The 19,075-nt window shown below is 70.0% G+C and carries 22 protein-coding genes; 10 read left to right on the top strand and 12 right to left on the bottom strand.

Annotation, left to right across the window (positions count from 1 at the left end; genetic code table 11):
• Positions 1-11: 11 nt before the first annotated feature.
• Genes ACWD5F_RS01955 through ACWD5F_RS01945 form a run of 3 tightly spaced genes read right to left on the bottom strand, consistent with a single transcriptional unit; the run spans position 12 to position 1,603 of the window.
• On the bottom strand, positions 12-386 hold the full coding sequence (locus ACWD5F_RS01955; protein WP_451250145.1) for a roadblock/LC7 domain-containing protein: 375 nt from the start codon (positions 384-386) through the stop codon (positions 12-14).
• 30 nt (positions 387-416) lie between these two features.
• Complete coding sequence (locus ACWD5F_RS01950; RefSeq protein WP_451250143.1) at positions 417-1,256, bottom strand: hypothetical protein; 840 nt, start codon at positions 1,254-1,256, stop codon at positions 417-419.
• A complete protein-coding gene (locus ACWD5F_RS01945) occupies positions 1,253-1,603 on the bottom strand; it encodes a hypothetical protein (RefSeq protein ID WP_401724597.1) in 351 nt (116 codons plus the stop codon). The genes ACWD5F_RS01950 and ACWD5F_RS01945 overlap by 4 nt, the downstream gene beginning before the upstream one ends.
• Before the next feature lie 163 nt (positions 1,604-1,766).
• Between ACWD5F_RS01945 and ACWD5F_RS01940 the strand changes: the two genes are divergently transcribed.
• The gene (locus ACWD5F_RS01940) at positions 1,767-2,132 is read left to right on the top strand and encodes a hypothetical protein (protein WP_402355115.1); all 366 of its coding nucleotides are present in this window, start codon (positions 1,767-1,769) and stop codon (positions 2,130-2,132) included.
• A gap of 172 nt (positions 2,133-2,304) precedes the next feature.
• On the opposite strand, the gene ACWD5F_RS01935 is transcribed toward ACWD5F_RS01940, so the two are convergent.
• Positions 2,305-2,943 carry an NADPH-dependent F420 reductase gene (locus ACWD5F_RS01935; RefSeq protein ID WP_451250141.1) on the bottom strand — a complete coding sequence of 213 codons (639 nt, stop codon included), beginning with the start codon at positions 2,941-2,943 and terminating at the stop codon, positions 2,305-2,307.
• Between the two features lie 84 nt (positions 2,944-3,027).
• Between ACWD5F_RS01935 and ACWD5F_RS01930 the strand changes: the two genes are divergently transcribed.
• A complete protein-coding gene (locus ACWD5F_RS01930; protein ID WP_451250139.1) occupies positions 3,028-3,411 on the top strand; it encodes a winged helix-turn-helix transcriptional regulator in 384 nt (127 codons plus the stop codon).
• A 91-nt stretch (positions 3,412-3,502) separates the two neighbouring features.
• Positions 3,503-4,321, top strand: coding sequence for an SAM-dependent methyltransferase (locus ACWD5F_RS01925; RefSeq protein WP_401724588.1), 819 nt, complete (start codon positions 3,503-3,505; stop codon positions 4,319-4,321).
• Positions 4,322-4,358: 37 nt separating this feature from the next.
• On the opposite strand, the gene ACWD5F_RS01920 is transcribed toward ACWD5F_RS01925, so the two are convergent.
• The gene (locus ACWD5F_RS01920) at positions 4,359-5,279 is read right to left on the bottom strand and encodes a helix-turn-helix domain-containing protein (RefSeq protein ID WP_451250137.1); all 921 of its coding nucleotides are present in this window, start codon (positions 5,277-5,279) and stop codon (positions 4,359-4,361) included.
• A gap of 80 nt (positions 5,280-5,359) precedes the next feature.
• Entirely contained in the window at positions 5,360-5,590 is a 231-nt protein-coding gene (locus ACWD5F_RS01915; RefSeq protein WP_450353801.1) for a DUF397 domain-containing protein, read from the bottom strand.
• A gap of 197 nt (positions 5,591-5,787) precedes the next feature.
• Between ACWD5F_RS01915 and ACWD5F_RS01910 the strand changes: the two genes are divergently transcribed.
• Entirely contained in the window at positions 5,788-6,294 is a 507-nt protein-coding gene (locus tag ACWD5F_RS01910) for an ATP-binding protein (RefSeq protein WP_451250134.1), read from the top strand.
• A gap of 28 nt (positions 6,295-6,322) precedes the next feature.
• Entirely contained in the window at positions 6,323-6,823 is a 501-nt protein-coding gene (locus ACWD5F_RS01905; RefSeq protein WP_451250132.1) for a hypothetical protein, read from the top strand.
• Between the two features lie 23 nt (positions 6,824-6,846).
• Here ACWD5F_RS01905 and ACWD5F_RS01900 read toward each other — a convergent pair whose 3' ends face one another.
• The 3 genes from ACWD5F_RS01900 to ACWD5F_RS01890 form a co-directional block, all read right to left on the bottom strand.
• Positions 6,847-7,434, bottom strand: coding sequence for a TetR/AcrR family transcriptional regulator (locus tag ACWD5F_RS01900; protein ID WP_451250130.1), 588 nt, complete (start codon positions 7,432-7,434; stop codon positions 6,847-6,849).
• A 52-nt stretch (positions 7,435-7,486) separates the two neighbouring features.
• Complete coding sequence (gene nhaA, locus ACWD5F_RS01895; RefSeq protein WP_451250128.1) at positions 7,487-9,391, bottom strand: Na+/H+ antiporter NhaA; 1,905 nt, start codon at positions 9,389-9,391, stop codon at positions 7,487-7,489.
• A gap of 85 nt (positions 9,392-9,476) precedes the next feature.
• Positions 9,477-10,772 carry an MFS transporter gene (locus ACWD5F_RS01890; RefSeq protein WP_451250127.1) on the bottom strand — a complete coding sequence of 432 codons (1,296 nt, stop codon included), beginning with the start codon at positions 10,770-10,772 and terminating at the stop codon, positions 9,477-9,479.
• Between the two features lie 292 nt (positions 10,773-11,064).
• On the opposite strand from ACWD5F_RS01890, the gene ACWD5F_RS01885 reads away from it, so the two are divergent.
• Positions 11,065-11,532 (top strand): hypothetical protein, encoded by a 468-nt coding sequence (locus ACWD5F_RS01885; protein WP_451250125.1) that lies wholly within the window; start codon positions 11,065-11,067, stop codon positions 11,530-11,532.
• Positions 11,533-11,739: 207 nt separating this feature from the next.
• Complete coding sequence (locus ACWD5F_RS01880; protein WP_451250123.1) at positions 11,740-13,527, top strand: FAD-binding dehydrogenase; 1,788 nt, start codon at positions 11,740-11,742, stop codon at positions 13,525-13,527.
• An 87-nt stretch (positions 13,528-13,614) separates the two neighbouring features.
• Here ACWD5F_RS01880 and ACWD5F_RS01875 read toward each other — a convergent pair whose 3' ends face one another.
• A complete protein-coding gene (locus tag ACWD5F_RS01875; RefSeq protein ID WP_451250121.1) occupies positions 13,615-14,547 on the bottom strand; it encodes an aminoglycoside phosphotransferase family protein in 933 nt (310 codons plus the stop codon).
• Positions 14,548-14,626: 79 nt separating this feature from the next.
• Positions 14,627-15,058 carry a universal stress protein gene (locus ACWD5F_RS01870; RefSeq protein ID WP_451250119.1) on the bottom strand — a complete coding sequence of 144 codons (432 nt, stop codon included), beginning with the start codon at positions 15,056-15,058 and terminating at the stop codon, positions 14,627-14,629.
• Positions 15,059-15,325: 267 nt separating this feature from the next.
• Here ACWD5F_RS01870 and ACWD5F_RS01865 point away from each other — a divergent pair, with 267 nt between their 5' ends.
• Both ACWD5F_RS01865 and ACWD5F_RS01860 read left to right on the top strand, forming a co-directional pair.
• Positions 15,326-16,630, top strand: coding sequence for an FAD-binding oxidoreductase (locus ACWD5F_RS01865; RefSeq protein ID WP_451251008.1), 1,305 nt, complete (start codon positions 15,326-15,328; stop codon positions 16,628-16,630).
• A 107-nt stretch (positions 16,631-16,737) separates the two neighbouring features.
• A complete protein-coding gene (locus ACWD5F_RS01860; RefSeq protein WP_451250117.1) occupies positions 16,738-17,175 on the top strand; it encodes an OsmC family protein in 438 nt (145 codons plus the stop codon).
• Between the two features lie 132 nt (positions 17,176-17,307).
• On the opposite strand, the gene ACWD5F_RS01855 is transcribed toward ACWD5F_RS01860, so the two are convergent.
• Entirely contained in the window at positions 17,308-17,796 is a 489-nt protein-coding gene (locus ACWD5F_RS01855) for a MarR family winged helix-turn-helix transcriptional regulator (RefSeq protein ID WP_451250115.1), read from the bottom strand.
• Between the two features lie 97 nt (positions 17,797-17,893).
• Here ACWD5F_RS01855 and ACWD5F_RS01850 point away from each other — a divergent pair, with 97 nt between their 5' ends.
• Entirely contained in the window at positions 17,894-19,075 is a 1,182-nt protein-coding gene (locus ACWD5F_RS01850) for a PP2C family protein-serine/threonine phosphatase (RefSeq protein WP_451250113.1), read from the top strand.

Here is a 19,075-nt window from a genome sequence, read left to right as displayed (position 1 = left end):
CGGCCTCGACGTCAGGAGGAGACGTCCTTGTCGAGGTGCCGACGCAGTTCCGCCGTGACGGCCGGGATCTCGCGGCGGAAGGCCGCCTGGTCCAGGCCCTCGTCCGTCACGACCGCGAGCAGGGCCCGGTCACCGACGGCCGTCACGATGACATGGCCGGTGCTGCAGCGCGCGCTGATCTCGCGGAGCTGTCCGGTGTCGCCCTGGTCGGCGAGGCGGTGGCCGAGGGAGAGCGTCGCCGCTGCCACCGCGGCCATGGACTCGGGGTGGGTCTTGGTCACGTCACTGGCGACGACGAGCCCGTCGACGGTCGCCAGGGTGCTTTCGGTGACGCCCATGACGTTCTCCCGCAGGGCGGTGAGAAGGTCGATCACTGGGTCGCTCATGGCGTCTTCTTCCTGTTGCGGGCAGACGGTTCAGTCCTGAGGCCGATGCGTCGGTGAAGAGGCGCGGCCGGGGCGGCGACGCGGGAGCGATACGGGGTCGGGTGCGGTCGGCGTCGTCGCGGTGAGTGCGCCGCGCACCGCCGTACTCGGTCTGGTGTGGGCCGAGGGCGTGCGCGGTCGGACGAGTCCGCGGTCCAGCAGGTGCCGTAGGTCCATCATCACGGCGAACAGACCCCGGCCCAGCGCGAAGGCGATGTCCCTCGCCGTCTTGCGTCCGTCCGCGTGGGCCAGGACATCCCTGTGCCGAGCGGGGAGCGCGCCGACTGTTCCGGGGAGGTCGGCGGTGGACGCCGTCTCCATGCGTGTGCGGGCGAGAGCGGCCACCGAACCGGGTTCTCCGGCGAGGAGGTCGATACGGCGGGACACCTCGGCGAGGATCCGCTCGGGGGTGACACCGGCATTGCGGTACAGCGTCGGTACGGGATCGGTGACCTCCCAACTGTCGGGTGTGGCGAGGGAGAGCGCGAACGCGGCGTCGAACAGCGCGCTCAGGCTGACGACTTCGAGTTCACCGGCGCCGACGAACCCTCGGTGCACCAGCTCGGCGGCGAGATGTTCGTGTGTGGTGTCGGCGGCGCGGACCGACGACCATGTCTCCTCGCTGATCCGTCCGGACCTGAGGAGCAGGCCTTCGACGCTCGGCGCGCCGGGGGTCTCCATGGCGACCACGAGCCCGTCGCGCACGTGGATCGAGCCACCCGGGGCGCCGGCGACGACCACGGTGCAGGAACGCCCCTGGCCCCGTAGCGCCGACAGCAGTGCGGGGATGTTGCGGGAGTCGGGGAGCGGCTCCGGAGGTACTGCGGTCATGTGAGCAACTCGTCGGCGTACCGGGTCAGTTCGCGCAGCGCCCAGGTGAGGTTGGTGCGTTCACGGTCGACGGTCGCGCACAGCAGCAAGGGGTCGCCCTGCCGGGGGAGTTGGATCGTCACGATGTGCTGGGTGGAGGTCGTCACGATGACGTTCTCCAGATCGCCCGACGCGCCCGCCCGCGTGAGACGGGTACGGGCGAGTTCCGCTATCTCGCAGGAATCCCGGCCGGCGCCCACCTCGCCCAGCTCCGCGTAGGAGAGGCCGGTGACGGCGTCGAGCAGTGCGGCTCCGCTGATACCGGGCGTGTTCAGGGCACGGCTGAGCGCAGCATCGAGCGATGACAAAGGGCCCCCCTTCAGTCACTCTGGCGAGCAGACTACTTTATTTGCCAACTATCGCAACACTGACCAAAGAATGGTGTTGTCTGATCCCGCACGGCTCGCATTGAGACCGTTTTCGGGGCGAGATCCTCCGTCTTGCCCGGTCGTGAAGGAAACGAGGCACCACGTGAACATTGAGGCGACGCTCAAGGAAGCGATGACTATCGACGGGGCCCTGGGGGTGTCCCTGGTCGACTACGAGAGCGGCATGACGCTCGGCGTGCTGGGCGGTGGGCCGAATCTCGACCTGGAGGTCGCGGGGGCGGGCAACACCGAGGTCGTGCGCGCGAAGCAGCGCACGCTCAAGTCCATCAACCTGGACGACGAGATCGAGGACATCCTCATCACCCTCGGCCGGCAGTACCACCTGATCAGGCCGCTCACGCAGACGAGCGGCTCCCTCTTCCTGTACCTGGCGCTGGACCGTGGGCGCAGCAATCTGGCGCTGGCGAGACACCACCTCAAGCGGCTCGAGGCCGGCCTGGAGATATGAGCACCTCCGGCATATGACAGCGGGGTAGTCGAGAAAGCGGTCGGCCTCGGGGCGTAAATGCGCGCCGAGGTCGACCGGTTCTTCGGAATGCCTTATTCCGGGTACCGCGCGACGGTTGAAGCGGCCTTAATTGTCTAGGCCATACATGTCTAGTCCACTTTCCTCATCTCGCTCAATCAACGGGCCCGGCCGCAAAGGCCAGCGGGGGCGCAATTGCCTGGACGTCCGCTCCCTCGCCGACCCACAGGGCGATGAATAGGGCCGCGGTCGCGGCCCTATCGAGACCGCCGCACGCGACGGGCAAGCAGCCGACGTCTCGTACCAACTCGCTTACACGCGCGAGGACTTCCTCGTCGTCCCCGCACACCGGGACGGCCAGGGGCCGGCCGTCGAAGACGGGCGGGCGCATCCGCCACACGTCCTCGTGGCAGAGGTTGAACGCCTTGACCACGTGGGCTCCCGGTGCCGCCGCGGCCAACCGCTGTGCGGCCGAAGGTCCGCCCTCCGTCAGCAGCCGGAATCCCGGCCCGACCGGATTGACGCAGTCGACCAGCACCCTGCCCGCCAGGGCGTCCCGCAGCTCCCGAACCACATCCACCGCCGCGCCGAACGGCAGGGCGACCAGCACCACTTGACCGAACTCGGCCGCCGCCCGCAGGTCACCGGACCCGGCGCCGTACCCGATACGCCCCGCCAGCCGCTGCGCCCTGCCCGCGTCCCGTCCGCCGACCGTCACCTCGTGGCCCGCCCGCGCCCAATGAGTGGCGAGCGCGTCCGCCATGTTGCCCGTTCCCAGTACGCCGATTCTCATCACACGATCCCTCTCCGTACCCGCTACGACCGTTCGGGACTGTTCGGGACGACGCTAGGAGGGCCGTCAGGCACCATTCGGTACGTGACGACCGACGCCTTCCTCGCCGACTGCCGCGCCCGACTCGCCTTCGACCTGCTCTCCAACACCTGGAACGCCGTGGTGCTCTGGGCACTGCGCGACGGCCCTCGCAGGCCCGGCGAACTGCGGGAGCGGATCGGGGGCATCAGCTCCAAGGTCCTCACCGAGACACTGCGGCGGCTGCAGTTCAACGGACTGGTGACACGGCACGCGCAGCCAGCGGCACCGCCCCGGGTCGAGTACGAACTCACCGCTCTGGGGCGGACGTTGCTGGCGCCCATCGACGCCGTCGGAGCATGGGCGTTCGAACGCGGTGACGAGGTCATGGCCGCCCAGGAAGCCGCATGCGCCGCCGCCACCGAGCAACGGCCCCCTCGTACGGGTTGACCGGATCAAGGGGGTGGCTGCACCAACTGCCGTTTCTCTAGGATGGTGGGTCCGGCGATAGGTTCGTCGGTGCGCGGAACTGGGGGAGACGATGGAGTCCGAGAAGCGGTTGTCCACCAAGATCGATGCCACGGTACCGACGGCCGCGCGGATGTACGACCACTACCTCGGCGGCAAGGACAACTACGCCGTCGACCGGGCCGCCTGCGAGGAACTCGACAAGGTGGTGCCCAGCACCCGCGCGCTGGCGCTGAACAACCGGCGCTTCCTCCAACGGGTGGTCAGGACACTGGCGGGCGATTACGGCATCCGGCAGTTCCTCGACCACGGCTCAGGCCTGCCGACCCAGGACAACGTGCACCAAGTGGCGCAGGGCATCGATCCGGCCTCGCGCGTGGTGTACGTCGACAACGACCCGATGGTCCTGGTCCACGGGCGCGCCCTGCTGGAGCAGAACGAACGCACCGCCGTCATCCAGGCAGACCTGCGCGAGACCGACCAGATCTTCTCCCACCCCGACACCCGGCGGCTGATCGACTTCTCGCAGCCGGCCGCGGTGCTCTTCAACTCGGTCTTCCACTGCATCCCCGACAGCGACACGGAAGGACCGCTTTCGGTGATCGCCCGGGTCGTCGAACAGCTCGCGCCCGGCAGCTGCCTGGTGATGTGTCAGCTGGTCAGCGAGGACGCCGAGGTCCGCAAGTTCGTCACCGACTTCATGGACCAGGCGACCCAGGGGCACTGGGGCCGGGTGCGCGAGCAGAAGGACGTCGCGGAGTGGTTCGAGGGGATGGAGATCCTCGACCCGGGGCTGGTGGAGGTCTCCACCTGGCGCCCCGACAGTGAGGTGGCACCACGTCAACTCACCCAGGAGTGGATCGAGTTCGGCGGCGTGGGTCGGCTCCGCTAGAGGTCGGTTCCCAAGATCACGCCTCGCCCTCCGTCGGTCACGCTTCCGGGTACCGGCTTTCCACGGTCTCCCGGAGGCGGGCCAGGGACTCGCGAGGGTTGAGAGCCTCGTCCGCGAGCCGGTCCAGCACCACCCGGTACTCCTCGGTCTCGTCGCGATCCTCCAGGAACGTGGCGCTTCTGATCTGTTCCAGATAGACCACGTCGGGCAGGTCGAGGCCGCCGAAGCGCAGATAGGTGACGGGGATGTTCGGCGCGGAGGCGTTCGTGACGTCCAGCGGCACGATCTGCACGGTCACATGCGGCAGTTGGGCCATCGCCACCAGGTGCTCCAGCTGCTCGCGCATCACCGCACGGCTGCCCAGCACGCGCAACAGCACCGACTCGTCGACGACCGCCCAGAGCTGCGGCGCGTTCCCGCGCTCCAGCAACTCCCGGCGCCGCATGCGCAGTTCTACCCGGCGCTCGATCTCGCGCGCCGGGGCCGAGGGCAGCCCGCGCTCCACCACGGCACGGGTGTAGGCCGCGGTCTGCAGCAGTCCGGGAACGTACTGGATCTCGAACGTACGGATGGCGGCGGCCGCCTCCTGGAGTCCCACGAGGCGGTCGAACCACTCCGGCATCAGCCGCTTGTCGAAGCGCTGCCACCAACCGGGCTCACCGGCCCGTCGCAACAACTGCAGCAGGACGGCGGTCTCGTAGTCCTCCGTCTTGTACAGCTCCAGGAGCGCGCGGACATCGCCCTCGGTGGGCGGCCTGCGCCCCTTGCCGGCCTCGATGCGGGACAGCTTCGCCGGGCTGAACCCCACGATGCGGGCGGCCTGTTCCTGCGCGTATCCGGAGTCCTCGCGGATGCCCGCCAGTTGGACCCCGACCAGCATCTTCAGCAAGGTCGGGGCGGGCTCGGTGCGATTCAGATACGGTTCGAGGCGGGAGACGCGCGGTGACTCGGAGGGCATCCTGGCTCCCGGTGGACAGGGGACGACAGCTCGCATTATCGCATTTCGGCCGCCGTCGGCGCATCCGTCGGCCGGAGATCTCACAGCAGGTGGTCGAACTCGCCGTCCTTCGCGCCGGCCAGGAACGCGGCCAGCTCGGCCGGTGTGTAGATCAGCGCCGGGCCGTGCGGATCACGGGAGTTGCGCAGGGCGACGCCTCCCTCGGCCAGGGCGGCGACCTCCACGCAGTTGCCCTCGGCATTGCTGTGGCGGCTCTTGATCCAGTGGACGCCCAGTGAACTCGCTCGCACTCCGTTGGGAACTGCTGCCACAGCACTCTCCTTGCATGTGTTCCGCCCCAGCGACCACCCGCCGACCACAGGTCAGACAGGTCCCGTGTGACGCCGACTCCCTTGACTCGTGCGCAATTTCTCGTGAAATTGCACAGAGTCGCTCACATCGTGGATAATAACCAAGGCGTCAACCTCCGTGTCGGCGCCCGGTCCTGACATCACCTCAGGGAGGCGCCGTGCCGTTACCCGCACACGCAGCACCCGCGTTGGGCCCGTCCGCGTCAGCCGCAGAGCGGACCGCACCCGCCGGTGTCCCTCCGCGCAACGCACCGAGGACCGCCACACTCCGCCTCTCCGGTACCGACCAAGGGCGCGTCCAGGCAAGCGAGTTCGTCGAACGCACCCTCGGCGACTGGCAGTTGGACCGGTGCCGTGAGGACGCGCTGACCATCGTCACCGAACTCGCCGCCGGAGCCGTGCGGGACACCCTCGCCGACAACCCGGGCGACGAGACGGCCCCCGAGGTGTGGCTGAAGCTCACTCTCCGCCCCGCCCACCTGGTGTGCGCCGTGACCGACCGGAGCCGCAGCCTGCCCGGATATCCGTCGACGACCGGCCCGCTCAAGGAGCACGGCCGCGGCCTGCACCTCGTCGAGGCCCTGTCCGAGCACTGGGGCTGGACCCGAAGCGCCCCCACGGGCAAGACCGTCTGGGCCATGCTGCCCACCCGGCCCCGCACCTGAGATGACGGAACGGCGAACACCCGCAGCGATGACCGCACCTGTGAAGAGAGGCAAGCCGTCGGCGACGCTCGGGGACGTCGGGCATGTGCCCTGGCGTGACATCAAGGACGCCACCGGTTCCGCCGCGGCCATCCCCTTCCTGCTCGCCGCCATCGCCTCGGGCGACCCGGCCGCCGCCACCACCGGCCTCGACCGGCTGCAGAACCGCATCTGCCAGTACGGCTTCGTCGTCGGCCAGGCCACAGCCGTCACGGTCCCCTTCCTCTGGGACCTCGCACAGCGCCCCCAGGTCACCTGCCGGGTGCAGATCCTCCACCTGCTGCGGAACATCGCCGGTGCACGGCAATGGGGCACCACGGCCGCCGCGTACCCCAAACTCCGTCGCCACCAGGACAATTACGTCGAGTGGGAGTCCGCTGCCCGTCGGGCCGTGCGCGCCGACGGAGGTGCCATCCCGCGCCTGCTCAGTGAACGGGACACCGCACTCGTTCACGCCACCGAGGAACTCGCCGGCGCCCTGGCCGAGTGAGAACGCCCTTGTCCAGCGCCGAGTTATACGCGCTTGGGCAGAGCCGCGTCGATCAGGACCGACGCCGCCGCCCGGGCGGCCGCGCCCGCGGAGGGGTCACGGTCCATCCGGGCGGACAGTCCGGCACCGTCGTACAACAGGTGCAACTGGCGGGCCAGCGCCTCCGGTTCCGCGGCGCCGGCGTCCCGGGCGAGTTCGGTGAACAGGGTCCGGATGGCGGCGCGATAGACGTCGGTGGTCTCCTCGATGGCGCTGCCGTGCTTCGCCTCCGCACTGGCGGCCACGAACGCGCAGCCGCGGTAGGTGGGTTGGGCGAACAGCTCGCTCTGTGCCTCGAAGACCGCCAGGAGTTTCGCGCGCGGGTCGTCGACGCGGTCGATGGCGCGCAGCAGCCGGCCGGTCACCGAGGCGTGCCGTGACTCGAGATACGCGAGGATGAGCTGTTCCTTGCCGCCGAAGGTGTTGTAGAGCGAGGCCTTGGCCACTCCGGCGTGCTCGATGATCCGGTCGATCCCGACCGTCTGCACACCCTCGGCGTAGAACAGTTCGCCCGCGGCCGAGAGCAGGCGCTCCCGGGCCGTCGGAGTCTGTGCGGTCCGCGTCTTCGCCATGCCGCTCACCTTCTCGACAGAGACTTCAAGTCTAACTCGTGACCAGACAGGTCTACTCAATCGTCGCCAGCGCCGCCCGGGCCCTCGCCGCCCGTACGGCCGCGGACAGGGAGGCGACGTCGTACGCGCCGTAGTGCCGTCGGCCGTTGACGAAGAACGTCGGTGTGCCCGAGACGCTGCTGAGGTCCGCGGACTCGACGTCGTCAGCCACCCGTTCCGCGCCCGCGCGGGCCCGCAGATCCCGGCGGAAGGCGTCGGTGTCGAGGCCGATCTGCTCCGCGTAGGCCAGCAGATCCTTCAGCCGCAGGTCTCCCTGATGGGCCATGAGGATGTCGTGCATCTCCCAGTAGCGGCCTTGCAGGGCCGACGCCTCGGCCGCCTCGGCGGCGAGTTGGGCGTTGGGGTGGACGTCCGTGAGAGGCAGGTGCCGCCAGACGTAGCGCAGGTCGTCCCCGAACTCGGCGAGCAGTTCGCGGACCACCGTTTCCGCCAGGCCGCAGTACGGGCATTCGTAGTCCCCGTACTCGACCACGGTCACCGGGGCGTCCAGGGGGCCGCGCACATGGTCCCGTGCGGTGTCGACGGGTTCGCTGAGATCGACGATGGGCTGGCCCTGGCCGAGCAGGGCGCGGGTGCGGGCCGGTGCGGGAAGCAGCGCGATGATCCCGGTCACCGCCCAGGTGATCACGAAGGAGGCGAGCACGGCCGCCAGAATGCCGATCTTCGCCTGTTCGAGCCGCGGTCCGTCGAACGCGAGCGTGGCGATCAGGAGGGACACCGTGAAGCCGACCCCGGCGAGAGTGCCGCCCGCGGTGACCGCGCCCCAGCCGACCGCCGGGCGCAGCCGCCCGCGGCCGAGGCGGGCGGCGATCCAGGTGGCGCCGAGGATGCCCACCGGCTTGCCCACGACGTAGCCGAGCAGGATGCCCAGCGTGATGGGCGAGGTGAACGCGTCCTTGAGCGCGTCGGCGCTGATCGTGAGGCCGGAGTTGGCCAGGGCGAACAGCGGCACGATGACGTAGCTCGTCCAGGGGTGGAACATCCGCTGGAGCCGCTCGTTCGGCGACAGCGCGGTGGCCAGGCCGCGGCGCAGGGTGCGTTCCAGCTCGGGCGTCGGCTGTTCCCGGAAGCCCAGGAAGAGCCGGCTGACCCGCTCCAGCGCACTCCGCTCGGCGGGATGGGCGTACGTGAGCAGACCCATGGCCAGACCGCTGACCACGGGGTCCACCCCCGACCGCAGCAGCGCGCCCCACAGCGCGATGCCCAGCACCGCGTAGACCGCGCCGTGGCGTACACCGGCGCCGCGCACCACGAGCAGGGCGGCGAAGATACCGACGGCCGTGAACAGCGCGGGCAGGTAGATCGAGCCGCTGTAGGCGAAGGCGATGACGGCCAGGGCCAGGAAGTCGTCGGCGACCGCCACGGTGAGCAGGAAGACCCGCAGCCCGCTCGGCAGCCGCGAGCCGAAGACGGCCAGCATGCCGAGGGCGAAGGCCGTGTCGGTGGACATGGCCGCGCCCCAGCCGTGCACCGAGGAGTCGCCGGCGTTGATGGCGAGATAGATCGCGACGGGTACGAGCATGCCGCTGACGCCCGCGACCGCCGAGAGCATGACGCGTCGGCGTTCACGCAGCTCACCCAGGTCGAACTCGCGGCGGGCCTCCAGCCCGACGATGAGGAAGAACAGCGCCATCAACCCGCTGTTGACCCACTCGCGCAGATCCAGGGACACGCCTTGCGAACCGATATGGAACGACATCACGGTCCGCCATACGGATTCGTACGAGTCCGGGGCGGCGTTGGCCCAGACGAGCGCGGCGACCACCGCACCCAGCAGGACCGCGGCGCTGCCGGTCTCGGTCTCCAGGAAGGCACGCAGCGGACCGTGCGCTCCCTTGGGGCACTCGGTCTGCCCGGACATGGAGTCGGTGGTGGAGCCGTTCGCGGAGCCGTTCATGGACGACGCGGTCGTCCCTGGCGCTTCGTCTTGCACGCGCATCCCGATCACTCGTCGTGTCTGCGTCAGTGTAGTGAGCAACGGATCAGGACACGCGTTCCGCGGTCTCCGCCTCGACCGGCCGACGCCCGGCGACCGCCGGTCCGGAGGCCACGGTCAGCCCGCGGACGGGCTGCGGCCTGCCGCGCAGCAGCAGGGCCACGAGGGCCAGCAGCGCGAGGACGATCACCAGCGCACCGTACTCCTCCGACGTCTGGATCAGGCCTCCGCCGTGGACCACGAGAATGCCCGCGACGACGGACGGGATGCCCATGCCGAGGTAGGAGGTGACGAACAGCAGGGACAGGACGCCGGAGCTCTCGTGGGGCCGGGTCAGCGGGAGGACCGTGCGGATACCGCCCTGGAAGCCGCTGCCGAAGCCGAGGCCGGCGACGGCCGTGCCGAGGAAGAACAGGGCGGACGAGCTCAGGTGGATGGCCAGCAGCGTGAGCGCCACTCCGGCGACGAGCGCGCCGATGCCGGTGTACATCACTGTGGTGGTCTGCGCCTTGCGCAGGGCGAGGACGGACATGGCCGCGACGATCGCGAGGACGAAGAGGCCGAGTCCGCCGTAGACGGCGGAGTCGGAGCCGACCAGGGTGCGGATCAGGGCGGGGCCGAGCGAGCCGTAGAACCCGGCGAGTGCCCAGACGGCGAAGATGACGGGAGCGGCGGCCAGGACGGCGCCGCGGACCGTGCGCGGGAGCTTGATCTCGGGCACCAGGCTGGCCAGCGCTCCGCGTTCACGGGCGACGGTCTCTTCGATGAGCGAGACGGCGATCGCCTGGATCACGAACACGACGAGCAGGCCGAGGTAGATCGCGTGGGTCGGAGCGGGCAGGTACTGCACGACGAAACCGCTGACCAGGGCGCCTGTCGCGGTGCCCAGGCCGGGGACGAAGGCGTTCGCCAGTGTGCCGCGCGGCCGGTCGATGTCCATCATCGCGGCCCCGACCGCGCCGAGCGCGGCACCGGTCGACAGGCCCTGGACGATGCGGGCGAGGAGAAGCTCGTCGACGCCGCCGGCGGTGGAGAACACCACCATCGCCACGGCCTGTGCCGCGATCGCGGCGATCAGGACGGGACGGCGTCCGACGTGGTCGGAGAGCTTTCCGAAGACCAGCAGGCTCGACAGGACGGCGATCGCGTAGATGCCGAACACGACCGTGGTGGTGATGGGCGTGAAGCCCCATTCGGCCTGGTAGGCGGCGTAGAGCGGGGTGGGTGCGCTGGAGGCGGCGAGAAGGGAGATCACGACGGAGGCGAGGACGTAGAAGGCCGCCCGGGGCGGTATGGGGCGGCTCGACGTCTTGGTGCGGTCGGATGGTTCGAGCGGGTTCATCGGAGGCCCTTCGCGAGGACGAAGACGGGGATCATCGGAGTCCTGGGCTGTCTGCGCGGCGGTGAGTAGACAGGTCTGTCTGTGTTGGTGGGCAACAAGGTAGACAGCTCTGTCTATTCCCGTCAACGTCCGCGCGCGGGCGGCGATAGACCTTGGGCTTCGTCCCGCCGCTCCGGTTTCAGCACGCCGACATCCCTGAGAACGCGCTGAAACCGCGCTGAATCCGCGGTCGGCCAATCTCTGCCGCATGACAGCGACCCCGCGGGGGGTGGCGGCCGGGGAGGGGACCACCATGAACAGCCTGCGACTGATCCGTCGGCACGCGGCAGCCTTCGGGCGTTTCGCCGGGCTGGGCTGCGGGGTCACGCTGGCGGCCTCGGCGGCCCTGGTCCTGCTCGCGCAGTGGATCCCGTGGATGGCGGCGAACGCGCTGACCACCGTCGTCTCCACCGTGGTCGCCACCGAGTTGCACGCCCGCGTCTCGTTCGGCCACGGACGGCCCGGTCTGGCCGGGCACCTGAAGAGTGCCGCCACCATGATCGCCGGTTGGCTGGTCACGTCGGCCGCGGTCGGAGCGCTGGACGCGTTCCGCCCCGGCGGTGGGCTGGTGCTGCAACAGGCGGTGTACCTGTCGGCCACCGCGCTCGTCGGGATCGGCCGCTATCTCGTGCTGCGACTGGTCGTGTTCGCGGAGCGTGCCCCGAGGCCGCGGGCCGAGGCGAGTGTTCGGCTGCGGGTCGCGTACGACGCCGTGGCGTGAGAGGGGTCGGCGAGGGCAACTGGCGTGACTCGTCGCCTACTTGAGGCATGTCAGTGACCGTCGCAACTCGCCAGCCACCTCCTGCATGTTCATGACGCACGACTCTGGCGACTCCGAGAACTCCTGGGCTACCGTCGGTAACACCTGGCTGTCGCAGCAGGCTCCCGTGCATCTCCCACCCCCCGCACCTCCTCTGGAAGGCCGTCCATGGAGAACTCGTCAGCCCCTGCGGCGATCACCCGTCGGCATGCCCTGACCGTGACGGGCGGCGTCATCGCCGGCGCCGCCCTCGCGGCCAACGCCGTCCCCGCCTTCGGCGCCGAGTCGCAGGACGCCGACGCCATCGTCGTCGGTCACGGACTCGCCGGACTCGTCGCGACCTCCGAACTCGTCGCCGCGGGCCGCAAGGTGCTGTTGCTGGACCAGGAGCCCGAGGCGAGCATCGGCGGGCAGGCCTTCTGGTCCTTCGGTGGCCTGTTCTTCGTCAACTCCGACGAACAGCGCCTGATGGGCGTCACCGACACCTACGACCTGGCCTGGCAGGACTGGCAGGGCGCGGCCGGCTTCGACCGCGGTGTCGACGACCCGAACGGACAGGACTACTGGGCCGCCAAGTGGGCCAAGGCGTATGTGGAGTTCGCGTCCGGCGAGAAGCGGTCCTGGCTGTCCGGACTCGGCGTGCAGTGGTTCCCCATCGTCGGCTGGGCGGAGCGCGGCGGCGGCCTCGCGACCGGACACGGCAACTCCGTGCCCCGCTTCCACGTCACCTGGGGCACCGGCCCTGCCGTGGTCGAGCCGTTCGAGAAGAAGGTGCGGGCCGGCGTCGACGCGGGCAAGGTCACCTTCAAGTTCCGCCACCGCGTGGACGAGTTGGTCACCACCGGCGGGGTCGTCACGGGTGTCCGCGGCGCGCTCCTGGAGCCCTCCACCGCGGCCCGCGGCACCTCCAGCTCCCGCACGGTCGTCGGCGACTTCGAACTGCGCGCCCCGGTCGTCGTCGTCACCTCCGGCGGCATCGGCGCCAACCACGACCTGGTCCGGCAGAACTGGCCCGCCCGGATGGGCACTCCGCCGAAGTTCATGGTCACCGGCGTGCCCGCGCACGTGGACGGCCGCATGCTCGGCATCACCCAGAAGGCGGGCGGCCGGATCGTCAACCCGGACCGCATGTGGCACTACACCGAAGGCCTCAGGAACTACGACCCGATCTGGCCGAACCACGGCATCCGCATCCTCCCCGGCCCGTCCTCGATGTGGTTCGACGCCACCGGCAAGCGGTTCGACTCGCCCGACATCCCGGGCTACGACACCCTGCACACCCTGAGATCGATCACCGCCTCCGGCTACGACTACTCCTGGTTCGTGACCACGCAGAAGATCATCGCCAAGGAGTTCGCGCTCTCCGGCTCCGAACAGAACCCGGACCTCACCAACAAGAACATCTGGCAGCTGCTGTCCCGGATCTGGCAGACCCCGGAGCCGATCGAGAAGTTCAAGAACAAGGGCGCGGACTTCGTCGTCGCGACCACGCTCACCGATCTCGTCACCGGCATGAACAAGCTCACCGGCGACAACCTGATCGTCCTCGACGACCTCAAGCGCCAGATCGAGGCCCGCGACCGGGAGATCACCAACTCGTACTCCAAGGACACCCAGGTCATGGGCATCCGGAACGCCCTGAACTACACAGGAGACTCCCTCAGCCGTACGGCGGCCATCCACCGGATCCTCGACTCCAGCGCCGGGCCGCTGATCGCCGTGCGCCTCAACGTCCTCACCCGCAAGACCCTCGGCGGTCTCCAGACCGACCTCTCGGGCCGTGTCCTCAACGCCGCGGGCAGTCCGATTCCCGGTCTGTACGCGGCCGGTGAGGTCGCCGGCTTCGGCGGCGGCGGTGTCCACGGCTACCGCTCGCTGGAGGGTACCTTCCTCGGCGGCTGCCTCTTCTCCGGCCGAGCGGCCGGACGGGCCGCAGCGGCGGCGACCGCGACCTGACCGGCGGACTGCTCGTCACCGGCGGACGGCTCGTCTCCGGCGGACTGCTCGTCGGGCGTGCCCACTTGGCCCACGTGGTCTTCGTGGCTAGGCGCGCTCGACGAGCAACTCCGCCAGGTTGTCCGCGAATTCGGTGATCAGGTCCAGCAGCGGGCCGCCACGGGCCACTCGGAATCCGTGGCGGCGAGCCCAGAACGCGGCCTGGACGGCGTGGAACTGGGCCCATCGCCGGACGCGTTCGCGGTCGACCTCCGCGGCCTCGGCGAAGACGTCCAGAATGCGGTGGACGGCCTTGCCCTGGTCGTCCGCCTCCAGAATGCCGAGCCCGCGGGACTTGAGCAGGGCGCCACTGTCGTAGGCCGGATCCCCCACGTAGCCCTTGGGGTCCACGGCCAGCCAGGGTTCACGCTCGGCGCGCAGGATGTTCTTGCCGTGCAGGTCGCCATGGATGAGGAGGTCGGGCTGCTCGCGGCCCACCTCACGGACGGTCGCCACAGCCGCGTCGACCGTTCGGCGCGACAGGGCATCGCCGAACTCCTCGGCGTCCGTACGGAGTTGCTGTTCCCAGGCGTCGGTCTGCTCCCGCAGTCGGGGGAGGTCGGGCGGCGCGGGTACGGCCAGGCGTCGATTGATCCGCCCGGCGACCGACACCACCTCGTCGCCGTCCTCGACTTCCGCGAGCGTCGACGGGTGCACCCGTTCCAGCAGCATGGCGAACCGTTCGTCGTCACGCGCGTACAGGAGGACGGCTCCGCGCCCGTGCCAGGCCTCGAAGGCGTCCGGCTCATGGACGTTGCCGGGATGGGGGAACGACACCTTCATCACGGCCGGCGACCGGTCCGGGCGTCGCACCGGGACGATGACCCCGACACCGCCGTGCATGACCTCGCCGTCCTGCGTACAGCCCCAGACCCGCAGCAACTCGTCGACGATTCCGGGCAGTTCGGTGAGCCAGACGGCCCCCGTCTCGCCCTCCCGTTCGACCGTGCTCCGCGCGAATGTCTCCGGTACCTCGATCATTCGGGAACCCTACGCGCGACCGTCGGCGCGCGTCTCCCGGACCGGGCGGTGACGCCCGGCCAGGAGACGGAAGGGGCGATCAGGCCTGCGCCGCTTCCTCCGGCGCCAGCAGGATCGCGGCGTGGCTGGAGTGGGCGACGGCGTCGCTGACCCGCGGGTCGAAGAGCGCTTCGATGGATCCCCGGTGGTGCGGGGTGAGGACGATGAGGTCGGCGTCGAACTCATCGGCCGCCTCGGAGATGGCGGCGGCGACCTGGGTGGTCAGACCCCTGGCCAGAGCGGGCTCGGCCTTGATCCCCTTGTCCCGCAGGGTGGCCACGGCCTCGTCGAGGATGGCCTTCGCCTCGGAGTCGTCCTCGAGCGGAACCACCGCGGCGAGGTTGGCGGCGGAGGCGACGACGTGCAGAACCCGGACCTCGGCGTCCGCCGACTGGGCCAGCTCACCCGCCAGCCGGAGGGCGGACTGCCGGGCGGGGCTGGGATCGACGGCGACCAGAATGCGCTTGAACATGGCTGTTTGTTCCCCTTCTAAGAAGGCCGGAGCCTTCGCTGTGACCAGGGACGCCGAAAACCGGTGTCATACACACCAACATTCGGGGTGGCGCAGGCCTTCCCGAAATCCACCACGTGATCGTTCTGTCCGGCGATCACCGGATCGGAGTCGGGGTCCGTCGAGGTCTACGGTGCTGTCATGCACGATGAGGCCCCGCACCGCGAACTGATCCGACGTCTGCACAGCGACCTCCCCGAGGGACGTGTCGTCACCGACCCCGGCGTGATGGCGGGGTACGCGCACGACGAGGCCGAGTGGGCGCCGTACGGGAAACCGGCGGCGGTGGTGCGGCCGCGGACCGCCGAAGAGGTGCAGCGGGTCGTGCGTGCCTGTCTCGATCACGGGGCTCCGGTGGTGACCCGCGGTGCCGGGACCGGGCTGTCGGGCGGGGCGAACGCCGTGGACGGGGCGGTGGTGCTGTCCACCGAGGCCATGTCGGCCATCAAGCAGATCGACCCGCTGGAGCGGCTCGCGGTCGTGGAACCCGGCGTCGTCAACGACGACCTCCGCGCCGCCTGTGCCGAGCAGGACCTGTGGTACCCGCCGGACCCGGCCAGCGCCCCCTGGTCCACGATCGGCGGCAACGTCGCCACCAACGCGGGCGGGCTGTGCTGCGTGAAGTACGGGGTCACCCGCGACTACGTCCTGGGGCTCCAGTTCGTCACCGGGACCGGCGAACTGGTCCGGGTGGGACGTCGTACGGCCAAGGGCGTGGCCGGCTACGACCTGACCGGTCTGCTCGTCGGATCCGAGGGGACGCTCGGCGTCATCACCGAGGTGACGGTGCGCCTGCGTCCCAGTCGCGCCCCCGAACACACGGTGGCCGGCTACTTCTCCTCCGTCGTGGACGCGGGGCATGCCGTCGCGGCCGTGGCCGCCGCCGGAGTGGTGCCGTCGGCGCTCGAACTGATCGACCGGTACTGCCTCGAAGCCGTGGACGCCTGGAAGCACATGGGCCTGTCGACGGAGGCGGACGTGGTCGTGCTGGGGCGGACCGACGCGCCGGGGAAGGCGGGCGAGGAGGAGGCCGAGACCATCCGGCGGTGCTTCGAGAGCGCCGGTGCCACCTGGGCGGTCCGGTCCACCGACCCGCAGGAGGCGGACGCCCTGTTCGAGGCGCGGCGCCTGGCCTATCCGGCGCTGGAACGGCTGGGCCCGGTCCTCACCGAGGACATCTGCGTGCCGAAGTCCGCCGTGCCGGAGATGCTCGGCCGCATCCACGCCATCGCCGAGCGCCACGAGACGCTCATCGCGAACATCGCGCACGCGGGCGACGGCAACCTCCACCCGCTGCTGATCACCCCGCCCGACGACGAGCCCGCGCGGGCCCGGGCCCAGGCCGCGTTCCACGACATCATCGCCGAGGCCCTCGCCCTCGGCGGCACGGTCACCGGCGAACACGGCGTGGGCCTGCTCAAACGCGAGGGCCTGCGTGCCGAGGTGGGTCCCGAGGTGATGGCGCTGAACCGTGCGGTCAAGGACGCCCTCGACCCTCGGGGCCTGTTCAACCCGGGCAAGGTGCTGGGGTAGTTGAGGAACGGGGGACTCGACGCAGTGCCTCGTATCAGACGCAGGCACCGACTCCGCCGAGGGGGACGTCCGCGGTCTCTGCGCCGGGCCGCATTAATGTCGTAGGCATGACCGACAACTCTCTGCGCACTGTCACCGTCGAGCGGACCGCCCCCGGACGCTTCGTCGCGACCAACGCCCGCGGCGGCACGCTCGCCTTCGGCACCGGCTCCGACGCCGACGACACCGCGTTCACCCCCGTCGAACTGCTCCTCGCCGCGCTCGGCGGCTGCACCGCCGTGGACGTCGACGTCGCCACCAGCCGGCACGCGGAGCCCACGACGTTCACCGTCACGGTCAGCGGCAACAAGGTCAGCGACGAACTCGGCAACCGCCTGACCGATCTCGCGGTCGCGTTCTCCGTCGCCTTCCCGGACGGCGAGGGCGCCGACCGCGCCCGCGCGATCCTGCCCCGCGCGGTGAAGACCTCCCACGACCGGCTCTGCACGGTCAGCCGCACGGTCGAGATCGGTACGCCGGTCACGTCGACGGTCGAGGACGTGTGACGGTGCCTGGGGCGGCCTGACTCGGGTGGCCGTCCTTCTTCGAAGAAGTCGTGCTCGGGGATGTCGTCGTCGACGACCTCCTCCAGGGCGAAAGCCGCAAACGCTGCTCGCCGAGACTCGTCCGCGTCCGGGTCAGGCCGACCTCTCCTGCTCGTGGATCGGGGCGGGTGCGTCGACCGCGTCGCGTAGCGCGCTCAGTCCGGTGGCGAGAGCGTGCTGTTCGGCAGGGCTCATGTGGGCCATCGCCTGACGGAGGGCCTCTTCCCGACGGTGCCTGATGTCGTGCAGATGAGCGATGCCGGTCTCGGTGAGTTCCAGCCGCATCTCGCGTCGGTCCTCGGGGCGGGGGACACGGCGGAGGAATCCGGCGGCCTGGAGGCGGTCGCACAGGCGGGTGACGGATGGCGGGGCGGCACACAGCCGTCGGCCCAGCGTGCTCAGATTGATGCCGGGTTCGCGGTCGATGACGTACATCACGCGGGTCTGGATGGAGGAGAGGGGTGCGGTGCTCAGTGTGGCGCGGCTGCGTTCCCAGGCTATTTCGAGGTGCTCCAGGACCGGTCCGATTTCGGGCAGGGCGGGGGAGATGTGCTGGTCGTGGGAGGCGTCGGCCTCGCGCATGTGACACTCCCGAGTGGGTGGATCGTGCCCGTTCCGGCTGGTCGTTGTGAGCAGTCGCACAGACGAAGATATGTGAAGGAAAGAGGGACCGGTACCGGTGGAGAGACCCAGTGCGGTTGAGCGTGCTCTGCGGGAGGCCGCTCCCCATGAGATTTTTGACGTGCTCCGCTCGCTGATCGAGCGCCGATTCCGGGCCGGGGCCGTGGAGTTGCTGATGGCGGACTACGCGATGACCCGTCTTCAGCCCGTCGGGGTGCTGCCGCATACTCTGCGGCCGTTGTCAGTGTACGAGAGCGCACCTGGTCGTGCCTTTGGTGCCCAGGAGCCGCACTGCGTGCGCGATGTCTCCGGGTCGGAGGTGACCGTGCATGTTCCGGTCAGCGTCAGGGGGGACCGGCTCGGGGTGCTGAGCGTCTCTCTGCCGGGCACGGACGAACCTGCGGCGGAGGTGCTGGAGGAGCTCCGGCAGTATGCGGACGCCCTGGCGCACGAGGTGGTCGTCGCCGAGCGCGACACGGATGTGTTCCTCCAGGCGCGGCGTGCGGAGCGGCTGACGCTCGCCGCCGAGATGCAGTGGCAGTTGCTGCCGGGGCGCTCCTGCGCCCGGCCGGAGTACAGCCTCGGGGCCCAGCTGGAGCCGGCGTATGCCATCTTCGGCGACAGCTTCGACTGGTCGGCCTCCGCCGACGACCTGTTCCTGACCGTCAGCAACGGGATGGGCGAGGGGATCGAGGCCGCCCTGCTGACCAACCTCGCCGTCAACGCCCTGCGCAACGCACGTCGCGCCGGCCTCGACCTGAGCGACCAGGCGTACCTCGCCGACCAGGCTGTCTACGGGCAGCACCAGGGGAGCCGGTACCTGTCGACGCTGTTGCTCCGCTTCCATCTCCCGACGGGAGAGGTGGAGATCATCGACGCGGGCTCTCCGCAGATGTGGCGACTGCGGGCGGGCGTGGTCGAGACGATCGACCTGGAGGCGCAGATGCCGTTGGGGATGTTCGAGGACACCGCCTACGTCTCTCAGCGCATCGTCGTCGAGCCCGGAGACCGTCTTCTGTTCATCAGCGACGGGGTCTACGACGCGCTCTCCCCTGGTGGGGAGAAGTACAGCCTGCGCGCCCTGGCGAAGTCGATCACCAGCACGCGTCTGCTGCCCGCGTCCCAGGTGCCCAGGGTGATGCTGCAAGAACTGCTGGGGCACCGGGGTGCCGGTCCGGCGGCGGACGATTCCCTGGTGATGTGCCTGGACTGGTACGGGCGCTCGGCGGCGGCCGGTTAG

The sequence above is a fragment of the Streptomyces sp. NPDC002499 genome, from assembly GCF_053595415.1.
This window is presented reverse-complemented; position numbering and strand designations above follow the sequence as displayed.

Bases quoted from the DNA above. Each gene is read 5' to 3' on its own strand.
- ACWD5F_RS01955 (WP_451250145.1), bottom strand. From the start codon at position 386: ATGAGCGACCCAGTGATCGACCTTCTCACCGCCCTGCGGGAGAACGTC.
- ACWD5F_RS01950 (WP_451250143.1), bottom strand. From the start codon at position 1,256: ATGACCGCAGTACCTCCGGAGCCGCTCCCCGACTCCCGCAACATCCCC.
- ACWD5F_RS01935 (WP_451250141.1), bottom strand. From the start codon at position 2,943: ATGAGAATCGGCGTACTGGGAACGGGCAACATGGCGGACGCGCTCGCC.
- ACWD5F_RS01925 (WP_401724588.1), top strand. From the start codon at position 3,503: ATGGAGTCCGAGAAGCGGTTGTCCACCAAGATCGATGCCACGGTACCG.
- ACWD5F_RS01920 (WP_451250137.1), bottom strand. From the start codon at position 5,279: ATGCCCTCCGAGTCACCGCGCGTCTCCCGCCTCGAACCGTATCTGAAT.
- ACWD5F_RS01905 (WP_451250132.1), top strand. From the start codon at position 6,323: ATGACCGCACCTGTGAAGAGAGGCAAGCCGTCGGCGACGCTCGGGGAC.
- ACWD5F_RS01900 (WP_451250130.1), bottom strand. From the start codon at position 7,434: ATGGCGAAGACGCGGACCGCACAGACTCCGACGGCCCGGGAGCGCCTG.
- nhaA (WP_451250128.1), bottom strand. From the start codon at position 9,391: ATGAACGGCTCCGCGAACGGCTCCACCACCGACTCCATGTCCGGGCAG.
- ACWD5F_RS01890 (WP_451250127.1), bottom strand. From the start codon at position 10,772: ATGAACCCGCTCGAACCATCCGACCGCACCAAGACGTCGAGCCGCCCC.
- ACWD5F_RS01885 (WP_451250125.1), top strand. From the start codon at position 11,065: ATGAACAGCCTGCGACTGATCCGTCGGCACGCGGCAGCCTTCGGGCGT.
- ACWD5F_RS01880 (WP_451250123.1), top strand. From the start codon at position 11,740: ATGGAGAACTCGTCAGCCCCTGCGGCGATCACCCGTCGGCATGCCCTG.
- ACWD5F_RS01875 (WP_451250121.1), bottom strand. From the start codon at position 14,547: ATGATCGAGGTACCGGAGACATTCGCGCGGAGCACGGTCGAACGGGAG.
- ACWD5F_RS01870 (WP_451250119.1), bottom strand. From the start codon at position 15,058: ATGTTCAAGCGCATTCTGGTCGCCGTCGATCCCAGCCCCGCCCGGCAG.
- ACWD5F_RS01865 (WP_451251008.1), top strand. From the start codon at position 15,326: ATGGCGGGGTACGCGCACGACGAGGCCGAGTGGGCGCCGTACGGGAAA.
- ACWD5F_RS01860 (WP_451250117.1), top strand. From the start codon at position 16,738: ATGACCGACAACTCTCTGCGCACTGTCACCGTCGAGCGGACCGCCCCC.
- ACWD5F_RS01855 (WP_451250115.1), bottom strand. From the start codon at position 17,796: ATGCGCGAGGCCGACGCCTCCCACGACCAGCACATCTCCCCCGCCCTG.